Origin of the sequence: Brevibacillus parabrevis, assembly GCF_003710905.1 — a bacterium.
In the GTDB taxonomy this organism is placed as follows: Bacteria; Bacillota; Bacilli; order Brevibacillales; family Brevibacillaceae; genus Brevibacillus; species Brevibacillus parabrevis.
This window is the reverse complement of the sequence record NZ_RHHV01000032.1, coordinates 23,953-38,077: the sequence shown is the minus strand read 5'-3', so window position 1 is coordinate 38,077 and position 14,125 is coordinate 23,953. Positions and strand designations below refer to the sequence as shown.

Sequence of the window (14,125 nt, the reverse complement as noted above, 5' to 3'; positions counted from 1 at the left end):
AGGGGGTTTTTTTATGGGAAAATGTTCGGGAAGATACCGTTACTTTTTTTGCCAGTATACGTCTAACCAAGTATTGTTTCCATAAATCCAAATAATGGTGGTGTCATGAGCACGTGTGGAATCGGAATCAACTCAAGGTGCTAGTGTGCAGCGGTTTGACTTTTGTCCTCGTTGCTTCTGGGAGCGTGCAGGCAGAACAAATGGCCACGCCAACGACTCCGGCGCAAAAACAGGCCAGCGGCAGTGGTGCAGCAGCCGACAAAGCCAGCGAAGTAACGATGAAGGCATGCGGCAACATCGCGCAAAAGACTGCGCAAGCAAAGCTGGCTGCAAACTCTCCGGCGGTTTTACAAGAAGTGACCGCCTTGTCCGGCATGGAGAGAATTGCGACGGACAACATTTTTGATGGAGCGGGGTATGGCTGGCGTCCTGGCATTTCCTACGCTTTTGACAACCAGGGCAACGTCTGGGGTTGGGGCGTGCAGGGAGAAAAGGACGCAGATTTTCCGCAAAAGCTCGCGGGATTGCAAAATGTCAAACAAATCTCCGGAGACCATGCGCTGACGAAAGACGGTCAGGTCTGGCGGCTGAACGACATGGCACAGCCGGAAAAAGTGGCGGGGTTGGATCACATTCAGTCGATCAGTGAGTTAAATGGAAACGAAGGCGTGCTCGTACTGCTCAAAGACGATGGGACCGTGTGGACGTGGATGCAAGGAGAGAGCAAGCCTGCCCAGTTGGGTGCTTTCGCCAAGGTGACGCATATATACGGTTCGTCTTTTTCCTTGTTTGTGTTGGAGCAAAACGGCAAGCTGTACTACGTCAGCGGCCAGGGGCAGGAGCTGAAAGCCGAGCTTGCACAGTTGGTGAATGTCCCGGGGGCGGTCAAGCAAATCGCGCTTGATTACTCTGATCGTGCGCTGATACAAACCACAACGGGCGAGGTGCACGTGTTTGACCCGGATGAAAACAAGCTGACGCGTGCTCCGCGCGAAGCCGACGGTGCTGTCAACATGGCAGTGGGTGGCGAAGGGATGTACTTGTTCAGCAAAAAAGACGGCACGGTCTGGGGCTGGGGAAACAACACACTCGGCATGCTTGGCGAAAAGCAGCCGAATCTCGTAAACGTACCTGTGCAAATCGCAGGCTTGCGCGATATTGTTGACATTCAGGCAGGCACAGATCACGTGATCGCCCTGCAAAAATCCGGACACGTATATTCATGGGGCAGCAACATGACGGGACAGCTGGGCAGATTGCCGCATCTGCTCACGGAATGGACGGAGATCGGGGAGTTGAAAGACGTCCGGCAAGTGAGCACGGACATGGGCAAGCCGTTTTTTGTCCGCAAAGATGGCACGCTTTGGGGCATGAACGACAAGCTTGTGCCTTATCAGGTGCAAGGTCCCAAAAATATTCAGGCAATCACCAGCATTTTGAATACAGCGGTAACTGTGGATACAGCGGGGAAAGTCCAGATGTGGACAGATGATTTTGCCACCTGCCAGGAATTGTCCTTGTCTGCCCCTGCGAAAGACGTGGTGGGAGGAGAAAGACGATTGCTGGTGCGTCTAGCGGACGATCGGCTGTACGCAGTCGAGTTGCAGCACGAGTTTGTCGAAAAGCACGGCATTTACGAGCCTGCGAACATCAAAATCGGCAAGGCAGAAGCCGTTCAGATTGATCCGGCTGTCATTTCGCAAATCACCAAGCTGTACGCCAACGCGTATACGTTCCTCGCGACAACAAAAACCGGGGAAGTGCTTTATGCAGAGCAAACAGCCAAGCAGCCAGCATTTGTCAAAGTGCCCGGTGTAAAAGGAGTGCGTGAATTGGCTCCGCAATATTTTGTCCGCTATACGACGGAAGATGTTTCTGTCTATGCGATGACGGATTCGGGAGCGGTTGCGGAGCTGCAATTCCAAGTCGATCGCGATGGCGACGAGTGGAAAGTGGGGAAGGTTGCAGTGTTGCCAAAGCTTGAAGAAAACATCGCCTTGGCAAGTGGGAGACTGAGAATAACGAAGGATGGCGAGCTGTACGAGCACGACTGGAATGAGCTTGCCAAAAAACGCGTTCCCCGCCCTGTCCGACTGGTAGCTTCTTCGTACGATTACGCGATCGAGGGGCCGGGGTCCCACTATCACGTGCTCGTGACCGAAGATGACAAAATCGTTGTGATCGGCTACAATCCGTACGGCCGAAGCTCGCTTGAACCGCAGCTCGTCCAAACGAAATAAAAAACTCACGCTCCGTGCAAAGGAGCGTGAGTCTGCGCACAGGGGAAAATTATTTGCCTCTGTGCTTTTCTTTTGCTTTCTGGACTTTTTGCTGCCACTTTTGTTCTTGCAGCTCGAGCTTTTGCTTGCGACTTAATACTTTCTTCTCAACCTTGCGCGCTTCCCAGTCCAGCTTGATCGCTTCCTGGGCAAAGGTGGAAGCTCCTTTTTGCCGCAGCTCTTTTGCCACTTGACGAGCCAGCCGCTTCGGGTTGATCTTGGTCGCAACGGCTGCTTTTACTTGTACGGACTGTCTTGTGTCATCCAGTCCGGGCAACAGACGATGCAAGACGAAGTCAAGCACCTCGCCGTCTTTTGGCTCGGAACCAAACAGAAATCTGCATGCTGTCAGCCGCGCATTTTCCACATGCTCGACCACGCCAACCCAAAACTGTCCATCGAAATAAACGGTTAGTTTCACCCAAACCGCCCCCTCTGAAAAATTCAAGAGTGTCGGACATCCCGAGGGGGGAAGGTTACTGACAGAGACACGCGCGCATGTTCTGCGCCCGGACTACCAACCGGGAACTGTGTTTTTACACTCTTGCTGTTTATTATCGTAGATGACGGCGCTGTTGACAATCATCTTCATAAAAAAAGGAAGAGATTGGTTGACAGCGAATTTTTACAAACGTAATATTTACTTGTGAACGACTTTTATGATCGTACAAGAAAAGACAGGTGAGAGTATGAATCCAATTCCTAAAATTTCGGAAGCTGAGTGGGAAGTCATGAAGGTGATATGGCAGGAGCATCCCGCAACGGCTGAACAAATCATTGAACGCTTGCCTGCCGATATCGAATGGACCGAACCGACCGTGCGCACTTTTTTGAATCGGCTGCTGAAAAAGCAGGCCATCGGCTACGAAAAGTCGGGACGCAGCTATTTGTACTATCCGCTCGTTCAAGAAAGCGACTGCAGGCGCGTGGAGAGCGAGTCGTTTCTGAAAAGGGTGTTCAATGGAGCTGTCGGAACGATGATGACCAATTTTTTAAACGACGTTCGCCTGTCGGATGAAGAAATTGAGCAGTTGCAGAACATTCTCAAGGAAAAACGGGCGCAAAGGGACAAGGAAGATCAGCGGTAACAGGAGTGGATCTGGGAATCGTGCCCGTTACTTCCAGACAATAACTAGGAGCTGTCCTTGTGGCAGCTACACGCGAGCCATTCGATCAGGGCAAGCCGGGCGCGGCATAAGCTCAAGCGGACGGCGTGCCCGGGTACCACACGCCGAGCCACTGTTCGGCGCCGTAGTCCTCGAACCGCTCCACCTCGGTGAACCCCAGCTTCGCCGCGACGCGCATCGCAGCCTCGTTGGCTGTCTGGGTGGAGAGCACCACCGGCTCGCCGGGATGCGTGTGGGCGAACCAGTCGAGCGCCGCTGCGCACGCCTCGGTGGCGTACCCGCGGCCCCACGCTTGCGGCAAGAACATGTAGCCAAGCTCGGGCTCTCCGCCCTCTGGACGGATGTGACCCTTACGCTCCGGGGCGCGCCGATCGAGCGTGATCATGCCAATCGTTGTTCCGTTGCGCTCGACCACGAAGAAGCCGAAGCGCTGCCCAGGCACTTCAGGCAGCGCGCGCTCAAGCTCGTCGCGCGGTCGGGAGCCGCCGACATAGGCTCCCACCTCTGGTGAGGCGAACAGGTCGATCAGCGCCGCCCGGTCCCGGGCCTCGGACTGGCGGAGCAGGAGCCGCTCGGTCTTGATCGGGGCAGGTGGCCAAGCGACGGGGTGCACGGTGATCTCATCTGGCATGGTGTAATCTCCCTTCTCTGTTAAAAGTTACATAATTTTCTTATTTTATAAAAGTCCTTCGGAGTTTTATGATTGCGTTCGTTACAGCTCCAATTATACCCTGAATTTGTTTGAATTTAGAAACGAAAACAGCATGCGAATCATACTCCGAAATCGCATGTTGTTTTATTTGTTCATTTCAATTTTCTACTCCCATACGGAACCCGTTAAAAAGAAGTCTGCACGCCATTTTGCTGATTTCTTTTTATTTTTGTCATTTTGTAACAATCTAGTTCCACGAATGGATAAACATGGGAAGAAATCGGGAGGAATTTGTTGAATGGTGTCGAAAAGATAGGCAAGACAATACGGCATGAGTCCAGAAATGATATGGTTCAGGCAGCAAAGGAGTTTTGTGGAATGGAGCATTTCTCACACGACGATTTTTCCCGCATCTCTTTAGAGGGGAATCCAGAAGTTTTGGCGCAAATGAATATGATCAATTTGACGCAAAGGGACCTGGAGCTGATCGCAGGGCTGCGTCCTTTGGTCGTGGCACAAATTGAGCACATCACAGCTTCTTTTTATGAAGCGATCCTTCATGTCGATTCGCTCAAAGAAATCATCACCAGCCATACGACAGTGAACCGCCTTCGTCAAACGCTGTCCAACCATCTGATCGAGATGTTCGACGGCTACATTGATGAGGCGTTTATCGAAAAACGGATGCGGATTGCCATGGTTCACCAAAAAATCGGGCTGCCGCCGAAGTGGTATATGGGATCTTTTCAAAATCTGCTCAGTGCCTTGCTGCGAATCGTCGATGACTTGAAAGACACGCATCCCGACTGCCCCGCCCTCGCACAAGCGGTGACGAAGCTGCTCAGCTTTGAACAACAACTCGTGCTGGAAGCGTACGAGAAACAGACGCGCGAGGAAGAACAGCGGGCAAAAGTCATTATTGAATACCAGGCGCTCCATGACGATTTGACCGGATTGCCGAACCGGAGAATGCTGCACCAATCCCTCCAGGAAACAATCGACCAAAGTGCGGAGGCCGACTCCCGTTTTGCTGTTCTCGTGCTGGATATCGACCGCTTCAAAATGATCAATGACTCTCTCGGGCACACCTACGGAGACCGCTTTTTGCAAGAGGTGAGCAACCGGATTCGCAAAAGCACGGCAGGATTCGACGTTGTCATCGCACGGATGGGCGGAGACGAGTTCACCCTGATTTGCAAAAATGTGCAGTCTGATCAGGCGTTTGCCGAGTTGGCCACGCAAGTCGTCAAAGAGATCGAGATTCCGTATCGTCTGCAAAGCAATGATTACTACGTCTCAGCCAGCATCGGGATCGCCGTCTATCCCGATCACGGAACGGGCGTGGAGCAGCTATTGAAAAATGCCGACACCGCCATGTACGAGGTGAAGAAAAACGGCAAAAACGGCTTTCAGTTTTTCTCGAATGAACTGGACAACCAGTTGCTCTTGCGGATCGAGCTGGAAAGCGATTTGCGCAAAGCCGTCAAGCAAAATGAATTTATTTTGTACTACCAGCCGCAAGTACGTGCGTCGAGCAATGAAATTATCGGGGTAGAGGCGTTGGTTCGCTGGAATCACCCGACGAAGGGCATGCTGTCGCCAGGCATCTTCATTCCAGTGGCAGAAGAAACCGGACTGATTTACGATATCGGGACATGGACGCTCAGAGAAGCGTGCAAGCAAATGAAAAAGTGGCATTCCGCAGGAGGCCCGCTGATTCCCGTATCGGTCAATTTGTCCTCGCGCCAGTTCCATCAAGCGAATCTGGTGGAATACATCCGCGATATTTTGCAGGAAACCGGGCTGGAAGCGAAGTATTTGGAGCTGGAAATTACCGAGAGCATGATGATGGACGCGGATTTGTCCACGGAAATTCTCAACAAGCTGAACGACTTTGGCGTCAAGATCAGTCTGGACGACTTTGGAACGGGATACAGCTCCCTCAGCTATTTGAAATTGCTGCCGATTCACAAACTCAAGATCGATCGCTCGTTCATTACCGACATCACGCAAAATACGAGCGACCAGGCGATTGTCGCCACGATTATCTCGATGGCGAAGCATTTGAATATGGACGTCATCGCGGAAGGAATCGAAACCAAGGGCCAACTGGATTTTCTCACGGAAAATGCTTGCAAGGAAATCCAAGGCTATTACTTCAGCCGACCATTGCCGGCAACCGAAGTCGAGGAGACTTTTTTCGTCCCTTACAGACAAACGCTTTTGTAAAGACGACTTTCCACAGGATGCATGGAATGGAATCATCTTGCAATTCCTGATACAATAAACTTGAGTCCCTTCGGGGGCTATTTTTCTAAGGAGGTATTTTCCATGAGGGAGAACCAAGCGTTCATCAAACTCGTCTATGAAAAACAACTGGGGGGTGACATTTATTATGAACCCTAGTATTTTGCAAGGTACGAGAAAACATTTGATCAACCAGCTTGTTTTTTTCGATGAGCAATATTCGCTCTTTTTTGACCATTATGTGCGCGATTATGGAAAAGAAAAACAAACGGTAGACGAAATGATCCAGCGCTACAAGCAGACGCTGGAACAACTGCTCGCCAAAGACGACAGCGAGCTGTTCACGTCGCTGAAAGCTGTTACTTTGCTCGGCAGCAGCGTGAAAGTTTTATTTGAAGAGGATGACTTTGAGGAATCATTCACTGTGGTCTATCCCACAGATATTGATCCGGATAACAACAGAATCTCATTCTTGTCGCCCATTGGCAGGCAGCTGCTCATGGCTGCTCCGCGGGATTCCGTTGTTCTGGAGAGCCCGGTCGGCAAGCAGCAGGTGCATGTGCGGGAGATAAGCTTTACATATATGAGTGATTTTTCAGCACAGTAGACGGCGTGAAAACAGCTTGAAAAGTGAAGAGGAAAGGCGCTAACGTCTCGGTTAGTGTCTTTTCTTTTCTAATGAGGGAAGATCATTTTCGATGATGAGGGAGGAAAGGGATCAGATGACAACAGAAGCAAACAAAGAGGGCGTGCAAATTCCATGGCAACGCTTGACCACGCCTTACGGGAGAGGAACAGAGCTGCCTGCCTTGATCGAGCAGGGCGCTTACGGCGAAATCGGCCAGCTCATTGAGCATCAGGGTACGCTATGGCAAGTTACGCCATGGGTTTTGTCTGTTTTGTTGCAGCAGTTGAAAACAAAGCAGCCAAGCGAGGTAAGCTTGAACGAAATCGTGCTGTACAAAGCGGTGGTGGAGGCGCTGGAAGGGCATCCACTCGCGGATGCTGTCCATGTTCCGGATATGACGATGCTTTTGGACGAGGCGTATTTATGGCCGGAGGATGAAGAGGAGGACGAGGAAGCCTGGGAAGAAGAGCCGGCGGGATATGCCGAGTTGCCGTTTTCCAGCTACTATTACTACAGCTATCTGCTTTTGCAAGAAGCAGTACCGACCTTCGAGAGAGTCGCGCAAGAAAACGAGGAAATCGTTGATCCTGTTTCCCGGCTGATCGAGATGATCTCTCAACTGAAATAAGGAGGGTAAAGCGATGGCGTTTCGAGCGGCGTGCCCTGCTTGCAACTGCGCTGGAGAGTATGATTTGCTGCATAGCTTGAAGCAGACAGAGCTTGGCTGGCAGCTTTTTTGCGAGCTGTGCGGGGAAAGCGTGATACACTTTTCCACAGAAGAAAAAGAGCAGATTTTCAAGGCGATGCAGTTGACAAAGGAGTATGTGCCGGATGTAATCAATGCCTATGGTGAGTTGAATGTGAAGGAGCTATCTTCCCGCGTGGCGTTTGGCGCGATTGCAAAAAAAGAGACAGAGGATAAAGCTTGATCCTCTGTCTACTCCGTCGGGCAATCTTCGTAATTGAACTGCCACTCGATCCCAAATTTGTCGACGACACTTCCGTAGCATTTGCTCCAAAACGTTTCCTGCAGCTCCATGCGGACGTTGCCGCCTTCTTTCAGCTTGGCGAAGTAGCCTTTCAGCTCGTCGAGATTTTCGCTGATGATCGCCAGGCTGATGTTTGTCCCAGCGACATACGGCATTCCTGGAAAGACGTCGGAAAACATCACCCGGCTGCCAGCGAGGACGAGGTGCGTATGCATGACGCGGTTTTTCGCCTCTTCCGGCATCTGGAAGTTCGGATCGGGCGGCGTATCGCCAAAGGTCATGATTTGCGGGGTTTCCGTGCCGAAAACTTGCGCGTAAAACAGGACAGCTTCCCGGCAGTTTCCATTGAAGTTAAGGTAAGCGTGTATCGGCATGATTCATATCCTCTCTACATAATTTTTCCAACCATCTTTTAGGATGGGGTCGTTTGCTGGCAAATATACGTGGAGGACGCACAGGAGGAACAGATATCATGATTGTTATACCTATCGTTGTCCTGCTGTTTTTTCTGTTTTGGTGGTTGTACCCGCTTGTGCAGCCGAGTTTGGTGTCGTTTTGGGTGCCGAGACAACATCGCGTCAAAACGGTTCGGTCGGTGGTGAAATGACCAAGCGGCTCGTGCAATTCGCCGAGCAGCAACTGTTCCGCCCGTAGCTTTCTTCCATCATCACATACGGAAAAAGGCGATCTCGCAAGCTGGCACACTGGCTGAGGGGATCGCTTTTTCTGTTTGGGCAACAGGGGAAGGGGAAGGCGAAGGCAGCGGGCAAGCATTGATAATGAGAACCATTTTCATATATAATGAAGCCAAATACAGCCAGCTAGCGGCGTATCGCAAACAGGTTGAAGGAGTGAGCAGCTGCGATGCGGGTCAGTGAATCATTTGTGCTTTGGAACCATGCTTCTCTGAAAATATTGGACGTTCGTTACTTGGCTTTGTTTCGGGAAGAGGCAAGCCGTGCCTGGCAGCTTCCGGCCAGCAGCTTTTTATTTGCGACCAAAGGGAGAGCCGAGATTTGGCTCGATGGACAGAAGCATTCGGCCCAGCGCTTTTACATGCTCCACGGCGGAAAAGGCGCCAGGCTGCAGATTTGTCCGCTGGAGGACGCTTTTGAATATTATGTGATCTACTACAAAGCGCTGCTCCCTTTGCCGATGAACCAGGAGCTGATCGCCATGCTGGAGCGGCAGAGGCCGTTTGATGCTGCGTACGGCTTTCTCCCGGAAAAAGCGGTGTGTCTGTTGCAAAACATTCAGCTGATGCACGAAGAATGGGAGAAACGGAACGGACTGGAGCATTTTCATGTGCGGGCGCTTTTTTATCAAGTGGTCTACGAGCTTTTGCGGCAGATGCACAACCCACCGTTGTTGCGTAAGCCGAATGATTTGGCTGCTCAGGCGCTCGGATATATCCAGGAAAACTATACGCAACCGCTCTCGCTCGAAATGCTCGCCGAGCTGTTGGACAGCAGTCCGCGCCATTTGTCGAGACTGTTCAAGCAGCGGACGGGCAGCAGTCCGATCGAGTACATGATTTCGCTGCGGATGGAAAAAGCGAAGGAGCTGCTCAGGCGCACAGAAGCCAGTTTGCAGGACATTGCCGAAGAGATCGGCTATCCGGATCGGTACTATTTTGCGAAAATGTTCAAACGGTACACGGGAGCATCGCCGATCCGGTATCGCACGGAACAGGCAAGGCGCGATGAGACATCGAAAATGGCGCGATATGACATTGAGGCAGGTAGAAGCCGCGTTTATAGTGATAATGGTTATCATCATCGTCACGATAAAGGGGGAACATTCATACCTATGCGCTACAGCAACAAATCTTCTTTGGCAACCATCCTGTTTTTGTGCTTGACTCTGATCCTCGGCGCTTGCTCTGCACCGACTACTACAAGCACGGCCAATCCGGGTGCGGAACAGCCGCAGGTGAACTCAGCAGCGTCAGCTTCGACCTCGAACCAGCCAAGCGCAAAGCCGGCAACAAAAATCGTCTCTACGGCCAAAGGTGACGTGGAGATTCCAGTCAATCCCCAGCGCGTGGTCGTCTTTTACTTGCTTGGAGACGTGCTCGCGTTGAACGTAAAGCCAGTCGGCATCTCTGACGTCCAGAAAGGAGCCGCTTTTGAAAAAGAACTGGAGGGTGTCCAGACGCTCGGAACTTGGTTCGAGCCCAACCCGGAGGCGGTTTTGGCGCTTGATCCCGATCTGATCATTGCTCCTTCTGAGAAAATTTACCAAATGATGGAAAAGGTCGCGCCGACTGTGTATATCCCGTTTGACCGCATGACAGTGGAAGAACGTCTGCAAAAGCTCGGCGAAGTGCTGGGCAAGGAGGGCGAATCGAAGAAACTGCTGTCCGACTTCCACGCAAAAGTAGCGGAGAGCAAGAAAAAGTTGGGGGAAGCAGGCATTTTGGACAAGACGGTGAGCATCATGGAGGGCGGAAAAGGCAATATGTCCGTAGTCAGCAGCAAAGACTACGGGCGCGGCTCGCAAATCGTCTACGAATACTTGGGAATGAAAGCCCCGGCTATTGTGCAGGCAAAACTGGACAAGCCATCTGGGGAAGCGACAGCAGAAAGCGTTTCGTTTGAGGTGCTGCCCCAATATGCGGGTGACTTTGTGTTCCGTTCGGCATATGAAGGAATGGTTGACTTGTCCGATAACAAAGTGTGGAACAGCATCCCGGCGATCAAGGAAGGCAGGCTGATCGAGATCGACTTCGGTTTGTCGTACTACAACGATATTTACTCGCTGGACAAGCAGCTTGATTTCATCGTCGACAGTTTGTTGAAAGCGGCGAAAAAATAATCGTTTTGCAAATTCATAGGCTAGTGAAAAGCTGTCGCCAGGCTCTGCCAGACCTTGGGGCAGCTTTTCGCGCATTCGTCAGAGAGAGGCTAGTATGTTGCCACACCGCAAGAGGAGGAGAGAAGATGAAGCGGCTGTACATCGTGAAAAAAGCAGAGAGCTGTTCCTTGAACGAAAACGGACAAGCATTCGTACCAACTTATCCACTGTTTATTTGGGCGGACACTCCGGTACAGCTGCGAGTAGGGGAACAGTGGCAGGAGGTGGCAAAAGGCCAGCTTGCTTTCGTTCACCCGAACGAGCGCATCGAAATGAAACGGGCGAAACAGGCTGTCGACTCGCTGTTTCTCCTCTTTTTTCAAGGATATCGTCTGGAGGAAGAAACGATCGACAAGCTGACGTATCTCGTCGATCACAGCACCTTCCCGGCACATGGCTCTGTTGCGGGCGTTGGCTCGTTGCCGCTCCGGGCTTTCACGATCGTCGAGCAGTTAGTGAAAAGCAACGCGAACGCTTCCGGTAATCCAAGCGATCAGGCAAGTCAGCACGGGCTGCTCGCCGAACTGCTTGACCTGTTTGCCATGGCTGTGTCGACACAAACAGCCAATCCGACAAATCCGATGCACGATGTCCTCGACTTCACGAACCGCTATTACGACCAAAACTTGACCCGTACCCAACTGGCGGAACTGTCAGGCTATGACGCCAGCTATTTCTCGCGTCAGTTTCAAAAGCTGGTCGGGCACAGCTTTTCCGAGCATTTGACGCGGGTCAGGCTCGATCGGGCAAAGCTGCATCTGCTGACAAGCGAGGCGACGCTTCAGGAAATCGCGGAGAAAGTCGGCTACGCAGACGGTTTTTACTTGAGCCGCAAATTCAAGCAAGTGATCGGCACTTCCCCCAGCGCGTATCGGCGGATGCCAAAGCCGCAGCGCATCGTTGCCCTGCAGTTTGCAGGTGACTTGCTCGCGCTCGGAATCAAGCCGATCGCTGCCCGGTTTGCGCCGTGGGAAAGCTCGCCGTTGATTGCAGCGGAGCTGGACGGGGTGCGGAATGTCGAAGAAATACAGAGCGTGGCGGAATGGGAGCAACTATCGCCGGATATGGTGCTTGCACCGGATTATTTGTATTACGTGCCCGATCAATTGGAGCAATTGCGCAGGCTGGAACAGATCGCGCCTGTGCTCGTCCTCCCGTGGGATCGGCTGGATCGCTTGGAAACGGTGCGGCTTTGCGGAAAATTGACAGGCAAAGAGCAGGAAGCAGAGGCGTGGCTGCAACATTATACGGCGCGGGCGGAGGCTTTGGCTGCCAAGCTCGCTGGCGTGATCCAGCCGGAGGAAACGGTGGGGCTGTACGAGCTGTGGGAAGACAACACGATCTGCATCTGGAATCAGACGACCAGGGGAACGTACAACTTGTACAGCAGCTTGAAGCTGACCCCTCCGCCGAAAATTGCCGATGAAGTCTTGCGGCCACAAGCCCACAAGCTGATCCGGGAAGAGCAGCTCGCCGATTATGCCGCGGATCATATGTTTGTGGTCATTCCCCGCGAGCAAGGGGGCGACGATCTTGCTTTGACCGACCATTTCCGGTCGCGAGCATGCTGGCGCGAATTGCTGAAAACGGGACGCCACCGCCTGTACCCTTTGCCATTGGAAGACTTTTGGTGCAATGACGCGCGCGCCTTGGAAAAACAACGCGGGATCATGGTCGACAAGCTGCTGGCAGCAACAGCGCTTGTCCTGGCAAGCAGGTAACCATTGTCCATGACGAAAATGTCACGAATGGAAATAGACAGCAGAGAGGGGGCGAGGTACGATGAAGATGTTTGTGAGAATCATTCTCAACATCATCAGAAAGGAACGAGCATATGCAAAAGCGCAGAAACGATATCGGCTGGGGGATCGTCCTGCTTTGGCTGACCGTGATGTTGCATGGTTGCGGTACGGCAGATTCGGTCCCGAATGCAGGAAAACAAGAGGAGACGCCAGTAGTTAAGCCAGAGACCAGGATTGTGAAAACCGTCCATGGGGATGTCGAAATACCAGCGAATCCGCAGCGAATCGTCACACAAGGGTACTTGGCGCAATTTCTCGCATTTGGCGTCAAACCAGTAGGAGCGCCGTACTGGGAAATCGAAAGTCCGCATGTCAAGGATTTGGCCGCAGGGATTGCGGATATCGGACAGATCGATGGCGGTTCGGTCGAGAAAATTTTGGCGCTGAATCCTGACCTGATTGTGACGGTTGGCGGGGATGAAAAGCTGAACGAGCAATATCGCAAAATCGCGCCGACAATCGTCATCCCTTATGGCACCTACCATGAGGTGCATGAAGAAATGAAAGCGTTCGGCCAGCTGCTCGGCAAGGAGCAGGAAGCAGACAACCGGCTGGCCGCATTTGACGAGGACGTGAAGCAGGCAAAAGCTTCGATCGCGGGATTGGTTCCGGCAGGGACAACCTTTTCGATCATGGGGCCGTTCGACAAGGAGTTTTACATATACGGCGATGGTGTGAACCGGGGCGGCCAGGCGATTTACCAGCAGCTCGGCTTGACACCTCCGGAGAGCGTGCGCACCGATCTGATTCAGAAAAAAGTGGACGCGCAAAGTGTCTCGACCGAGAAAATCGCTGCGTATGCCGGGGATTATATTTTTCTCGACATATCTGGCGGAGCCGAGTTCGATGAAAGCTCGCCTGTCTGGGCCTCGCTCGATGCGGTGAAGAACAATCGCATTTTCAAGCTGAACCCGGATCGCTTCTGGCCGTATGATCCAATCGCGGTGCAGGCGCAGGTGAAAGAAGTGGCAAGCATGTTGCAGGAGAGACTTGGCGAGAAGAAAGCGCAGAAATGATAGATTCGATACGGCGAAGCTTGTTGTGTTCAAAATGAAATATTTTCCAAGTACAGTGCGTGGGTGATATGATAGATTCGCCCACTTTTTTTATTGCTTGGGGAAGGAGCGGATGAAATGAGCAAAGCTGCGATCGTAGTAGGGCTGATCCTTTCCGCTTTCCTGCTTTCAGCCTGTGCGAACCACTCCCCAACGACGGATTCCGCAAACACAACAAGCGCAATCGCAAGCTGGCCCTATCCTTTTGTGAAAGTCGAAGATCGCTTGTATGTCATCGCCGATGATGAAAACGAAGAGCAATGGATCGACAAAGAAAAGCTTGGAGAACAAATCGGTAGCGTAGAAGCGAAGTACGCTTTTGAAGGAGACGAGCAAACAGCGCAAGCAGCGATTGCCTCCAACTACTTGGAAAAAGGGACAAAGCTGTTTGCCATCAAGGACGTTGACCCAAAAGAACAGATTGCATGGGAAAAGAGCGAGGGTGTGTTTGTTCGGGCAACAGCCGAGATTTCAGGCTCCGAATGAGGGG

The 14,125-nt window shown here is 52.1% G+C and carries 13 protein-coding genes and 1 pseudogene; 11 read left to right on the top strand and 3 right to left on the bottom strand.

Annotation, left to right across the window (positions count from 1 at the left end; genetic code table 11):
• Nucleotides 1-113 precede the first annotated feature (113 nt).
• Nucleotides 114-2,240: an RCC1 domain-containing protein gene (locus tag EDM60_RS27920; protein WP_233454174.1), complete on the top strand. Its 2,127-nt coding sequence runs from the start codon at nt 114-116 to the stop codon at nt 2,238-2,240.
• A 49-nt stretch (nt 2,241-2,289) separates the two neighbouring features.
• Here the strand turns inward: EDM60_RS27920 and EDM60_RS27915 are convergent, their stop codons facing one another.
• Nucleotides 2,290-2,700, bottom strand: a complete 411-nt coding sequence (locus EDM60_RS27915) for a YjdF family protein (protein WP_122966841.1) — start codon at nt 2,698-2,700, stop codon at nt 2,290-2,292.
• A gap of 268 nt (nt 2,701-2,968) precedes the next feature.
• Between EDM60_RS27915 and EDM60_RS27910 the strand changes: the two genes are divergently transcribed.
• Nucleotides 2,969-3,367: a BlaI/MecI/CopY family transcriptional regulator gene (locus tag EDM60_RS27910; protein ID WP_122966840.1), complete on the top strand. Its 399-nt coding sequence runs from the start codon at nt 2,969-2,971 to the stop codon at nt 3,365-3,367.
• A gap of 112 nt (nt 3,368-3,479) precedes the next feature.
• On the opposite strand, the gene EDM60_RS27905 is transcribed toward EDM60_RS27910, so the two are convergent.
• Nucleotides 3,480-4,037 carry a GNAT family N-acetyltransferase gene (locus EDM60_RS27905; protein WP_122966839.1) on the bottom strand — a complete coding sequence of 186 codons (558 nt, stop codon included), beginning with the start codon at nt 4,035-4,037 and terminating at the stop codon, nt 3,480-3,482.
• A gap of 474 nt (nt 4,038-4,511) precedes the next feature.
• Between EDM60_RS27905 and EDM60_RS27900 the strand changes: the two genes are divergently transcribed.
• From EDM60_RS27900 to EDM60_RS27885, 4 genes are all read left to right on the top strand, one after another.
• Complete coding sequence (locus EDM60_RS27900; protein WP_233454177.1) at nt 4,512-6,287, top strand: putative bifunctional diguanylate cyclase/phosphodiesterase; 1,776 nt, start codon at nt 4,512-4,514, stop codon at nt 6,285-6,287.
• Nucleotides 6,288-6,453: 166 nt separating this feature from the next.
• A complete protein-coding gene (locus EDM60_RS27895) occupies nt 6,454-6,912 on the top strand; it encodes a GreA/GreB family elongation factor (protein ID WP_122966838.1) in 459 nt (152 codons plus the stop codon).
• A gap of 115 nt (nt 6,913-7,027) precedes the next feature.
• Nucleotides 7,028-7,561: a hypothetical protein gene (locus tag EDM60_RS27890; protein WP_122966837.1), complete on the top strand. Its 534-nt coding sequence runs from the start codon at nt 7,028-7,030 to the stop codon at nt 7,559-7,561.
• Nucleotides 7,562-7,574: 13 nt separating this feature from the next.
• The gene (locus EDM60_RS27885; protein ID WP_122966836.1) at nt 7,575-7,862 is read left to right on the top strand and encodes a hypothetical protein; all 288 of its coding nucleotides are present in this window, start codon (nt 7,575-7,577) and stop codon (nt 7,860-7,862) included.
• A gap of 8 nt (nt 7,863-7,870) precedes the next feature.
• Here EDM60_RS27885 and EDM60_RS27880 read toward each other — a convergent pair whose 3' ends face one another.
• On the bottom strand, nt 7,871-8,296 hold the full coding sequence (locus EDM60_RS27880) for a VOC family protein (RefSeq protein WP_122966835.1): 426 nt from the start codon (nt 8,294-8,296) through the stop codon (nt 7,871-7,873).
• Between the two features lie 160 nt (nt 8,297-8,456).
• Between EDM60_RS27880 and EDM60_RS29335 the strand changes: the two are divergent.
• From EDM60_RS29335 to EDM60_RS27855, 5 genes and pseudogenes are all read left to right on the top strand, one after another.
• A pseudogene (locus EDM60_RS29335) lies at nt 8,457-8,576 on the top strand (alpha/beta-type small acid-soluble spore protein); the annotation flags it as partial.
• A gap of 210 nt (nt 8,577-8,786) precedes the next feature.
• On the top strand, nt 8,787-10,739 hold the full coding sequence (locus tag EDM60_RS27870) for an AraC family transcriptional regulator (RefSeq protein WP_122966833.1): 1,953 nt from the start codon (nt 8,787-8,789) through the stop codon (nt 10,737-10,739).
• Between the two features lie 125 nt (nt 10,740-10,864).
• Nucleotides 10,865-12,499, top strand: a complete 1,635-nt coding sequence (locus tag EDM60_RS27865; protein ID WP_122966832.1) for a helix-turn-helix domain-containing protein — start codon at nt 10,865-10,867, stop codon at nt 12,497-12,499.
• Between the two features lie 113 nt (nt 12,500-12,612).
• A complete protein-coding gene (locus EDM60_RS27860; RefSeq protein WP_122966831.1) occupies nt 12,613-13,596 on the top strand; it encodes an ABC transporter substrate-binding protein in 984 nt (327 codons plus the stop codon).
• 117 nt (nt 13,597-13,713) lie between these two features.
• A complete protein-coding gene (locus EDM60_RS27855; RefSeq protein ID WP_122966830.1) occupies nt 13,714-14,121 on the top strand; it encodes a hypothetical protein in 408 nt (135 codons plus the stop codon).
• Nucleotides 14,122-14,125: the final 4 nt, after the last annotated feature.

Excerpts from the sequence above, each read along its gene's own strand:
- EDM60_RS27910 (WP_122966840.1), top strand. The coding sequence starts at position 2,969 with ATGAATCCAATTCCTAAAATTTCGGAAGCTGAGTGGGAAGTCATGAAG.
- EDM60_RS27905 (WP_122966839.1), bottom strand. The coding sequence starts at position 4,037 with ATGCCAGATGAGATCACCGTGCACCCCGTCGCTTGGCCACCTGCCCCG.
- EDM60_RS27900 (WP_233454177.1), top strand. The coding sequence starts at position 4,512 with ATGATCAATTTGACGCAAAGGGACCTGGAGCTGATCGCAGGGCTGCGT.
- EDM60_RS27895 (WP_122966838.1), top strand. The coding sequence starts at position 6,454 with ATGAACCCTAGTATTTTGCAAGGTACGAGAAAACATTTGATCAACCAG.
- EDM60_RS27890 (WP_122966837.1), top strand. The coding sequence starts at position 7,028 with ATGACAACAGAAGCAAACAAAGAGGGCGTGCAAATTCCATGGCAACGC.
- EDM60_RS27885 (WP_122966836.1), top strand. The coding sequence starts at position 7,575 with ATGGCGTTTCGAGCGGCGTGCCCTGCTTGCAACTGCGCTGGAGAGTAT.
- EDM60_RS27880 (WP_122966835.1), bottom strand. The coding sequence starts at position 8,296 with ATGCCGATACACGCTTACCTTAACTTCAATGGAAACTGCCGGGAAGCT.
- EDM60_RS27870 (WP_122966833.1), top strand. The coding sequence starts at position 8,787 with ATGCGGGTCAGTGAATCATTTGTGCTTTGGAACCATGCTTCTCTGAAA.
- EDM60_RS27865 (WP_122966832.1), top strand. The coding sequence starts at position 10,865 with ATGAAGCGGCTGTACATCGTGAAAAAAGCAGAGAGCTGTTCCTTGAAC.
- EDM60_RS27860 (WP_122966831.1), top strand. The coding sequence starts at position 12,613 with ATGCAAAAGCGCAGAAACGATATCGGCTGGGGGATCGTCCTGCTTTGG.
- EDM60_RS27855 (WP_122966830.1), top strand. The coding sequence starts at position 13,714 with ATGAGCAAAGCTGCGATCGTAGTAGGGCTGATCCTTTCCGCTTTCCTG.